The organism is Merdimmobilis hominis (assembly GCF_900104615.1).
In the GTDB taxonomy this organism is placed as follows: domain Bacteria; phylum Bacillota; class Clostridia; order Oscillospirales; family Ruminococcaceae; genus Merdimmobilis; species Merdimmobilis hominis.
The window spans coordinates 29,436-38,843 of the sequence record NZ_LT629939.1 but is presented as its reverse complement, the minus strand read 5'-3'; the positions used below and the strand labels follow the sequence as shown (position 1 = coordinate 38,843).

The following is a 9,408-nucleotide window of genomic DNA, read 5'->3' as shown; positions in this document are numbered from 1 at the left end:
AAGACTTCTGCCCCCGCCAAACCCAAGGCCGCTGTTCCCGCTCCACAAGAGAAGGAGCCGGAACCAGTTGTTGCGGAAGAACTCTCCCCCGCCGAGATCCTGCGGGAGGCCAAGAAGGTCATCATCGTCCCCGGATACGGCATGGCCCTGGCCCAGGCACAGCACCTGGTCAAACAGCTCTCCGATAAGCTGGAAGCCAACGGGACCCAAGTCCTCTACGCCATCCACCCCGTCGCTGGACGGATGCCCGGCCATATGAATGTCCTCCTCTGCGAGGCGGACGTCCCTTATGAGAAGCTCCACGAGATGGAGGAGGTCAACCCCGAGTTTGACTCCTGTGACGCCGCCATCATCATCGGGGCCAACGACGTGGTCAACCCCGCCGCCCGGGACGCAGAGGGTACCCCCATCTACGGCATGCCGGTGCTCAATGTAGATCACGCCAAGCATATCATCATCTGCAACTACGATCTGAAACCTGGTTACGCTGGCGTCGACAACCCCCTCTACTCCCGCAAAGAAGGCGTATCCATGCTGCTGGGAGACGCTTCCCAGACCCTGGCACAGCTGCTGGCAGATCTGTCTGCTCCTAAGAAGAGCGCAGCTGCTGCGCCAGTTGTCGAGGAGGAGGGCCCCGCCGAGATCCTTCGGGAAGCCAAGAAGGTCATCATCGTCCCTGGATACGGCATGGCCCTGGCCCAGGCACAGCACCTGGTCAAACAGCTCTCCGATAAGCTGGAAGCCAACGGGACCCAAGTCCTCTACGCCATCCACCCCGTCGCTGGACGGATGCCCGGCCATATGAACGTCCTCCTCTGCGAGGCGGACGTCCCTTATGAGAAGCTCCACGAGATGGAGGAGGTCAACCCCGAGTTTGACTCCTGTGACGCCGCCATCATCATCGGGGCCAACGACGTGGTCAACCCCGCCGCCCGGGACGCAGAGGGCACCCCCATCTACGGCATGCCGGTGCTCAATGTAGACCACGCCAAGCACATCATCATCTGCAACTACGATCTAAAGCCCGGTTACGCTGGCGTCGACAACCCCCTCTACTCCCGCAAAGAAGGCGTATCCCTCCTTCTTGGGGATGCAGCAGAAACCCTCAGCCAGCTCCTTCAATCTATCTAGTCCCTCCTTCCCCCATATAGAGAACGCCCCCTCCAATAGAGGGGGCGTTCTTCTTATTCCCGAATAGAAAAGAGGACGTGATACATCCCACGTCCTCTTTTCCGGTTATGTACAGGAAGTTGGTGTTATTTGCTTCTCTTTGCCAACATGACATCCACCATCGCTTTGGTGGCGGGTTTCATACCCACATTGGCAACATAAGCCAGGTTTTCGAACATTTTGGGGAAGGTGTCGCCCACGATGCCGTCAGCGGGGCTGGTGCACAGGCCTTCCATGGCCATCAATGCGGACAGTACAGAGATATTTGCAGCGATCAGCAGCTTGGTGGCACAGCCTTCCTTGGCTCCGTCACAGAGCATACCGGAAACACTTCCCAGGATGTTGCGCATAGCGCCCATCATTTGGTCTTCGCTGCCGCCCAACATGTAAACAATGGCAACCGAAGCACCCAAGCCGGCGGCAATACCGCAGGAGCAGATGGGAGAAAGAACACCGATGTAGGATTTGACATAGATGTTGACCATATGACCCAGGGCAACGGCGCGCAGGGTGGTCTCACGGTCGATATTCTTTTCCATGGCAAATTTGGCGATGGTCAGATACAAAGTGATGCCCTGGTTGCCGCTGCCGGACGCAGTCATAACCGGGACGACGCCACCGGACATTCTGGCATAAGCAGCACAGGTAGCGGTCTTCTGCGTTTCAGCAACAGCAGAGGAGTCCATCATGCCGTCCGCAGTCAGTTTGGAAAGGACTTTGCCCATCAGCATCTGCTTGCCAACCTCGGAAGCAGCCAGGTTGGTGTCAATACCCGTCTGGAGAGGCTCAATGTCAGCCAGGGGAACATTGTTGGCAAACTCGATGAAGTCCGCCAGTGTATAGTTCTGGATAGAAGTATCCACAGCGGCATTGGCCAGTTCCAGCTCCTTGAAGGGAGGGTGAGAGATGTCGATGATGCGGTCATGAGCGCCAAAGGTAGTGACCCGGACGGAATCACAGTCGGTGACCAAGGTAGTCTCGATGAACAGGCTGGTACACTCTTCGTTGAAGGTGATCTCAATCATGGGCAGCAGGACTTTTGCCTTCTCATAGTCGGCCTCAGTCAAGGTGCTGAGCAGGTCCATCCCCTTGTCGGGATCGCCGGCGACGATGCCCACAGCCACACTCACATCAACGCCCCGCTTGGAGATGCCGGGGATGCCAACGGTCATAGCATTACGGAACAGGCCCATATCCATCTTTACATGGATTTCTTTCAGTTCGCCTTTGACATTTTTGCGGGCAGTTGCCGCGTTCAGGGCAATGGCAACAGGCTCGGTGCAGCCGGTCGCTATTTTCATAGAGGACATGATTTTGTCCAGGAAATATGCTCTCTTCTCAAGTTCTGTCATAATGACGCTCCTTCACTCCAAATTAGATGATAGCCTCTTGCCACTATTATAGCACATTTTTTCATCTGTGCATATTTTTTTATGCTGAAAGAATTTTTTATTACAATATGCATCTCTTTTCGACATCCTTTGGTGCAGAATCACGAAAAAAAGAGAAGTCCCTGCAAATTTGAAGGGACTTTTTTATACCTTTTCACGAAAAAAGGAGCAAATTTAGATATTTTAACCGAATTCCATCGAAGCAATTGGAAGAAATTTCAAGCACAAATTCTTTCTCAAAATGGCGTTTTATTGCCTGATAAGGCAAAAGGGGACGGAATCACTCCGTCCCCTTTGTTCCCTATTACTGCTCTTCAAACATGTCTTTGCCAACGCCGCACAGGGGGCACAAGAAATCCTCCGGGACATCTGCCCACAGGGTACCTGCTGCAATGCCGTTATCGGGATCGCCCTGCTCTTCGCTGTACACATAGCCGCAAACGGTGCAGATATAGCTTTTCATTGGATACCGCTCCTTTACTCATATTTATTTCCTCTAGTATACCATACAAGTATATTACAGTAAAGAGGAATTTTTCCACTTTCCTATCTTTTCAAAATCTTTTTCAAATATGCGCCGGTGTAGGACTTCTCACAGGCGGCAATTTCCTCAGGTGTGCCGGTGGCTACTACCTCCCCGCCTTTGTCTCCCCCTTCTGGGCCAAGGTCGACGATATAATCGGCCACCTTGATGACATCCAAATTGTGCTCAATCAAGATCACCGAGTTGCCAGCCTCCACAAAGGCTTGCAGCACTTCGGTCAACTTGTGGACGTCAGCGGTATGCAGGCCGGTGGTGGGCTCGTCTAAGATATAGATGGTCTTTCCGGTGGGCCGCTTGGAGAGCTCCGCCGCCAGCTTGACCCGCTGGGCCTCGCCGCCGGAGAGGGTGGTAGCCGGTTGGCCTACTTTGACGTACCCCAAGCCCACATCATAGAGGGTTTGCAGCTTCCGCCGGATCTTGGGCTGGTTCTCAAAAAAGCGGAGTGCTTCCTCCACTGTCATCTCCAGCACGTCGTAGATGCTTTTGCCCTTGTACTTGATCTCCAAGGTCTCCCGGTTGTACCGGCGGCCCTTGCAGACCTCGCAGGGGACAAAAATATCCGGCAGGAAGTGCATCTCAATTTTGAGGATGCCGTCCCCCTCACAGGCTTCACACCGGCCCCCTTTGACGTTGAAGGAGAACCGCCCTGGCCCATAGCCCCGCATCTTGGCGTCGTTGGTCTGGGCAAAGACGTTGCGGATGTCGGTAAAGACCCCGGTATAGGTGGCTGGGTTGGAACGAGGAGTCCGACCGATGGGGCTTTGGTCGATGTCGATTACCTTGTCCAGGAATTCCAAGCCGCGGATCTCCTGGCAGGCGCCGGGTTTCATCCGGGCGCCGTTAAGCTCCCCGGCCAAGGTCTTGTAGATCACCTCGTTGACCAGAGAGGACTTTCCCGACCCGGAGACGCCGGTCACCGCCACAAAACAGCCCAGGGGGATTTTCACATCCACCCCTTTCAGGTTGTTCTGGGTGGCGCCCACCACCTCCAAAAAGTGGCCGNGCCAAGAAGGTCATCATCGTCCCTGGATACGGCATGGCCCTGGCCCAGGCACAGCACCTGGTCAAACAGCTCTCCGATAAGCTGGAAGCCAACGGGACCCAAGTCCTCTACGCCATCCACCCCGTCGCTGGACGGATGCCCGGCCATATGAACGTCCTCCTCTGCGAGGCGGACGTCCCTTATGAGAAGCTCCACGAGATGGAGGAGGTCAACCCCGAGTTTGACTCCTGTGACGCCGCCATCATCATCGGGGCCAACGACGTGGTCAACCCCGCCGCCCGGGACGCAGAGGGCACCCCCATCTACGGCATGCCGGTGCTCAATGTAGACCACGCCAAGCACATCATCATCTGCAACTACGATCTAAAGCCCGGTTACGCTGGCGTCGACAACCCCCTCTACTCCCGCAAAGAAGGCGTATCCCTCCTTCTTGGGGATGCAGCAGAAACCCTCAGCCAGCTCCTTCAATCTATCTAGTCCCTCCTTCCCCCATATAGAGAACGCCCCCTCCAATAGAGGGGGCGTTCTTCTTATTCCCGAATAGAAAAGAGGACGTGATACATCCCACGTCCTCTTTTCCGGTTATGTACAGGAAGTTGGTGTTATTTGCTTCTCTTTGCCAACATGACATCCACCATCGCTTTGGTGGCGGGTTTCATACCCACATTGGCAACATAAGCCAGGTTTTCGAACATTTTGGGGAAGGTGTCGCCCACGATGCCGTCAGCGGGGCTGGTGCACAGGCCTTCCATGGCCATCAATGCGGACAGTACAGAGATATTTGCAGCGATCAGCAGCTTGGTGGCACAGCCTTCCTTGGCTCCGTCACAGAGCATACCGGAAACACTTCCCAGGATGTTGCGCATAGCGCCCATCATTTGGTCTTCGCTGCCGCCCAACATGTAAACAATGGCAACCGAAGCACCCAAGCCGGCGGCAATACCGCAGGAGCAGATGGGAGAAAGAACACCGATGTAGGATTTGACATAGATGTTGACCATATGACCCAGGGCAACGGCGCGCAGGGTGGTCTCACGGTCGATATTCTTTTCCATGGCAAATTTGGCGATGGTCAGATACAAAGTGATGCCCTGGTTGCCGCTGCCGGACGCAGTCATAACCGGGACGACGCCACCGGACATTCTGGCATAAGCAGCACAGGTAGCGGTCTTCTGCGTTTCAGCAACAGCAGAGGAGTCCATCATGCCGTCCGCAGTCAGTTTGGAAAGGACTTTGCCCATCAGCATCTGCTTGCCAACCTCGGAAGCAGCCAGGTTGGTGTCAATACCCGTCTGGAGAGGCTCAATGTCAGCCAGGGGAACATTGTTGGCAAACTCGATGAAGTCCGCCAGTGTATAGTTCTGGATAGAAGTATCCACAGCGGCATTGGCCAGTTCCAGCTCCTTGAAGGGAGGGTGAGAGATGTCGATGATGCGGTCATGAGCGCCAAAGGTAGTGACCCGGACGGAATCACAGTCGGTGACCAAGGTAGTCTCGATGAACAGGCTGGTACACTCTTCGTTGAAGGTGATCTCAATCATGGGCAGCAGGACTTTTGCCTTCTCATAGTCGGCCTCAGTCAAGGTGCTGAGCAGGTCCATCCCCTTGTCGGGATCGCCGGCGACGATGCCCACAGCCACACTCACATCAACGCCCCGCTTGGAGATGCCGGGGATGCCAACGGTCATAGCATTACGGAACAGGCCCATATCCATCTTTACATGGATTTCTTTCAGTTCGCCTTTGACATTTTTGCGGGCAGTTGCCGCGTTCAGGGCAATGGCAACAGGCTCGGTGCAGCCGGTCGCTATTTTCATAGAGGACATGATTTTGTCCAGGAAATATGCTCTCTTCTCAAGTTCTGTCATAATGACGCTCCTTCACTCCAAATTAGATGATAGCCTCTTGCCACTATTATAGCACATTTTTTCATCTGTGCATATTTTTTTATGCTGAAAGAATTTTTTATTACAATATGCATCTCTTTTCGACATCCTTTGGTGCAGAATCACGAAAAAAAGAGAAGTCCCTGCAAATTTGAAGGGACTTTTTTATACCTTTTCACGAAAAAAGGAGCAAATTTAGATATTTTAACCGAATTCCATCGAAGCAATTGGAAGAAATTTCAAGCACAAATTCTTTCTCAAAATGGCGTTTTATTGCCTGATAAGGCAAAAGGGGACGGAATCACTCCGTCCCCTTTGTTCCCTATTACTGCTCTTCAAACATGTCTTTGCCAACGCCGCACAGGGGGCACAAGAAATCCTCCGGGACATCTGCCCACAGGGTACCTGCTGCAATGCCGTTATCGGGATCGCCCTGCTCTTCGCTGTACACATAGCCGCAAACGGTGCAGATATAGCTTTTCATTGGATACCGCTCCTTTACTCATATTTATTTCCTCTAGTATACCATACAAGTATATTACAGTAAAGAGGAATTTTTCCACTTTCCTATCTTTTCAAAATCTTTTTCAAATATGCGCCGGTGTAGGACTTCTCACAGGCGGCAATTTCCTCAGGTGTGCCGGTGGCTACTACCTCCCCGCCTTTGTCTCCCCCTTCTGGGCCAAGGTCGACGATATAATCGGCCACCTTGATGACATCCAAATTGTGCTCAATCAAGATCACCGAGTTGCCAGCCTCCACAAAGGCTTGCAGCACTTCGGTCAACTTGTGGACGTCAGCGGTATGCAGGCCGGTGGTGGGCTCGTCTAAGATATAGATGGTCTTTCCGGTGGGCCGCTTGGAGAGCTCCGCCGCCAGCTTGACCCGCTGGGCCTCGCCGCCGGAGAGGGTGGTAGCCGGTTGGCCTACTTTGACGTACCCCAAGCCCACATCATAGAGGGTTTGCAGCTTCCGCCGGATCTTGGGCTGGTTCTCAAAAAAGCGGAGTGCTTCCTCCACTGTCATCTCCAGCACGTCGTAGATGCTTTTGCCCTTGTACTTGATCTCCAAGGTCTCCCGGTTGTACCGGCGGCCCTTGCAGACCTCGCAGGGGACAAAAATATCCGGCAGGAAGTGCATCTCAATTTTGAGGATGCCGTCCCCCTCACAGGCTTCACACCGGCCCCCTTTGACGTTGAAGGAGAACCGCCCTGGCCCATAGCCCCGCATCTTGGCGTCGTTGGTCTGGGCAAAGACGTTGCGGATGTCGGTAAAGACCCCGGTATAGGTGGCTGGGTTGGAACGAGGAGTCCGACCGATGGGGCTTTGGTCGATGTCGATTACCTTGTCCAGGAATTCCAAGCCGCGGATCTCCTGGCAGGCGCCGGGTTTCATCCGGGCGCCGTTAAGCTCCCCGGCCAAGGTCTTGTAGATCACCTCGTTGACCAGAGAGGACTTTCCCGACCCGGAGACGCCGGTCACCGCCACAAAACAGCCCAGGGGGATTTTCACATCCACCCCTTTCAGGTTGTTCTGGGTGGCGCCCACCACCTCCAAAAAGTGGCCGTTGCCCTTGCGCCGCTCCTTGGGGACAGGGATCTGTTTCTCCCCGGAAAGGTACTGGCCGGTCAGGGATTCTTTGCAGGCCATAATGTCCTCCACCGTTCCGGCGCAGACCACCTCTCCCCCGTGGATACCCGCCCCAGGGCCGATGTCCACAATGTAGTCCGCCGCCCGCATGGTGTCCTCGTCGTGCTCCACCACAATCAGGGTGTTGCCCAGATCCCGAAGCCGTTTGAGGGTGGCGATCAGCTTGTCATTGTCCCGCTGGTGCAGGCCGATGGAGGGCTCGTCCAGGATGTAAAGCACCCCCATCAGAGAGGAGCCAATCTGGGTGGCCAGCCGGATGCGCTGGCTCTCACCGCCGGAGAGGGTCCCAGAAGAACGAGCCAAGGTCAGGTATTCCAGGCCCACGCTCTGCAGGAAGCCCAGCCGCTCCTTGATTTCCTTGAGGATTTGGGCGGCGATCATCTCATCCCGGGGGGAGAGCTTCAGGTTGTTCAAAAACTCCAGGGCGGCCACCACCGACATCTTGGTGAACTCACTGATGTTGATTCCCCCGACAGTCACCGCCAGGGATTCCTTTTTCAGCCGGTCGCCGTGGCACTCGGGGCAGACCACCGAGCTCATCCAGGTGGAGAGCTCGTCCCGCATCCACTGGCTGTTGGTCTCCCGGAACCGGCGTTCCAGGTTGTTGACGATCCCCTCAAAGTCGGTGGTGTAGGAGCCCACCATGGTGCCGGTCTCCCGCTTGACCTTGATCTTCTCCCCTTTGTTGCCGTAGAGAAGCAGGTCCACAATCTGCTTAGGCAGGTCTTTTACTGGGGTGTCCAAAGAGAAGCCGTAGTGGTCGGCCAGCCCTTCAAAATACATCTGGGCGATGCCGCCCTCGGAAAAATACCAGCCGCTGGCTTTGATGGCCCCTTCCCGGATGGAAAGGTTTTTATTGGGGATGACCAAATCCGGGTCAATCTTCAGGAAGGTGCCCAAGCCGGTGCATTTTGGGCAGGCACCAAAGGGGTTGTTGAAGGAGAACATCCGGGGGGTGAGCTCCTCAATGCTGATGTCGTGTTCCGGGCAGGCGTAGTTCTGGGAAAAGAGCAGTTCCTTCCCCCCCTGCACATCGATGAGGGCCAGGCCGCCAGTGAGGGCCAGGGCCGTTTCCAAAGAGCCGGTGAGACGGGACTTGATCTCCTCTTTGATCACCAGCCGGTCGATGACAATTTCAATGGTGTGCTTCTTGTTTTTTTCCAGTTTGATCTCCTCGGAGAGATCGTAGAGGTTTCCATCCACCCGCACCCGGACATATCCGGATTTGCGGGCGCTGTCCAGCTCTTTGACGTGCTCCCCTTTTTTGCCGCGGACCACAGGCGCCATCACCTGGATTTTGGTGCCGGGCTCCAGTTCCAGGATTTTATCCACCATCTGGTCCACCGTCTGCTGGGTGATCTCCCGTCCGCAGATGGGGCAATGGGGCACGCCGATCCGAGCGTACAGGAGGCGCAGGTAGTCGTAGATCTCGGTGACGGTGCCCACGGTGGAACGGGGATTTTTGGAGGTTGTCTTCTGGTCGATGGAGATGGCCGGGGACAGCCCTTCAATGGAATCCACGTTGGGTTTCTCCATCTGGCCCAGGAACTGCCTGGCATAGGAGGAGAGGCTTTCCACATACCGGCGCTGGCCGTCAGCATAGATGGTGTCAAAGGCCAGGGAGGATTTGCCTGAACCGGAGAGGCCGGTGAACACCACCAGTTTATCCCGGGGGATTTCCACGTCGATGTCCTTGAGGTTATGCTCCCTGGCTCCCTTTATCACAATTTTATCGATAGCCAAAATTGATTACTCCTTTGTCGT

Annotated in this window: 7 protein-coding genes and 1 pseudogene; 2 read left to right on the top strand and 6 right to left on the bottom strand. The window is 55.0% G+C overall.

The window, feature by feature from the left end; all coding sequences use genetic code 11:
* On the top strand, nucleotides 1-1,131 hold a 1,131-nt coding region (locus BQ5353_RS00225; protein WP_143117245.1), incomplete at its 5' end, for an NAD(P)(+) transhydrogenase (Re/Si-specific) subunit beta.
* 125 nt (nucleotides 1,132-1,256) lie between these two features.
* Here BQ5353_RS00225 and BQ5353_RS00220 read toward each other — a convergent pair.
* The 3 genes and pseudogenes from BQ5353_RS00220 to BQ5353_RS00210 all read right to left on the bottom strand — a co-directional run.
* Entirely contained in the window at nucleotides 1,257-2,522 is a 1,266-nt protein-coding gene (locus BQ5353_RS00220) for an L-cysteine desulfidase family protein (RefSeq protein WP_054332411.1), read from the bottom strand.
* A 343-nt stretch (nucleotides 2,523-2,865) separates the two neighbouring features.
* On the bottom strand, nucleotides 2,866-3,024 hold the full coding sequence (locus BQ5353_RS00215; RefSeq protein WP_071427063.1) for a rubredoxin: 159 nt from the start codon (nucleotides 3,022-3,024) through the stop codon (nucleotides 2,866-2,868).
* Between the two features lie 83 nt (nucleotides 3,025-3,107).
* A pseudogene (locus tag BQ5353_RS00210) lies at nucleotides 3,108-4,106 on the bottom strand (ATP-binding cassette domain-containing protein); the annotation flags it as partial.
* Between the two features lie 35 nt (nucleotides 4,107-4,141).
* On the opposite strand from BQ5353_RS00210, the gene BQ5353_RS00205 reads away from it, so the two are divergent.
* Complete coding sequence (locus tag BQ5353_RS00205; RefSeq protein ID WP_071427065.1) at nucleotides 4,142-4,585, top strand: NAD(P)(+) transhydrogenase (Re/Si-specific) subunit beta; 444 nt, start codon at nucleotides 4,142-4,144, stop codon at nucleotides 4,583-4,585.
* Between the two features lie 125 nt (nucleotides 4,586-4,710).
* Here BQ5353_RS00205 and BQ5353_RS00200 read toward each other — a convergent pair whose 3' ends face one another.
* The 3 genes from BQ5353_RS00200 to uvrA form a co-directional block, all read right to left on the bottom strand.
* Nucleotides 4,711-5,976 carry an L-cysteine desulfidase family protein gene (locus tag BQ5353_RS00200; RefSeq protein ID WP_054332411.1) on the bottom strand — a complete coding sequence of 422 codons (1,266 nt, stop codon included), beginning with the start codon at nucleotides 5,974-5,976 and terminating at the stop codon, nucleotides 4,711-4,713.
* A gap of 343 nt (nucleotides 5,977-6,319) precedes the next feature.
* Nucleotides 6,320-6,478: a rubredoxin gene (locus BQ5353_RS00195; RefSeq protein ID WP_071427063.1), complete on the bottom strand. Its 159-nt coding sequence runs from the start codon at nucleotides 6,476-6,478 to the stop codon at nucleotides 6,320-6,322.
* A gap of 83 nt (nucleotides 6,479-6,561) precedes the next feature.
* Nucleotides 6,562-9,387 (bottom strand): excinuclease ABC subunit UvrA, encoded by a 2,826-nt coding sequence (uvrA, locus tag BQ5353_RS00190; RefSeq protein WP_054332412.1) that lies wholly within the window; start codon nucleotides 9,385-9,387, stop codon nucleotides 6,562-6,564.
* Nucleotides 9,388-9,408 lie beyond the last annotated feature (21 nt).

What these genes read in the sequence shown, in the direction of transcription:
- BQ5353_RS00200 (WP_054332411.1), bottom strand. Translation starts at nt 5,976, where the DNA reads ATGACAGAACTTGAGAAGAGAGCATATTTCCTGGACAAAATCATGTCC.
- BQ5353_RS00215 (WP_071427063.1), bottom strand. Translation starts at nt 3,024, where the DNA reads ATGAAAAGCTATATCTGCACCGTTTGCGGCTATGTGTACAGCGAAGAG.
- BQ5353_RS00220 (WP_054332411.1), bottom strand. Translation starts at nt 2,522, where the DNA reads ATGACAGAACTTGAGAAGAGAGCATATTTCCTGGACAAAATCATGTCC.
- BQ5353_RS00205 (WP_071427065.1), top strand. Translation starts at nt 4,142, where the DNA reads ATGGCCCTGGCCCAGGCACAGCACCTGGTCAAACAGCTCTCCGATAAG.
- BQ5353_RS00195 (WP_071427063.1), bottom strand. Translation starts at nt 6,478, where the DNA reads ATGAAAAGCTATATCTGCACCGTTTGCGGCTATGTGTACAGCGAAGAG.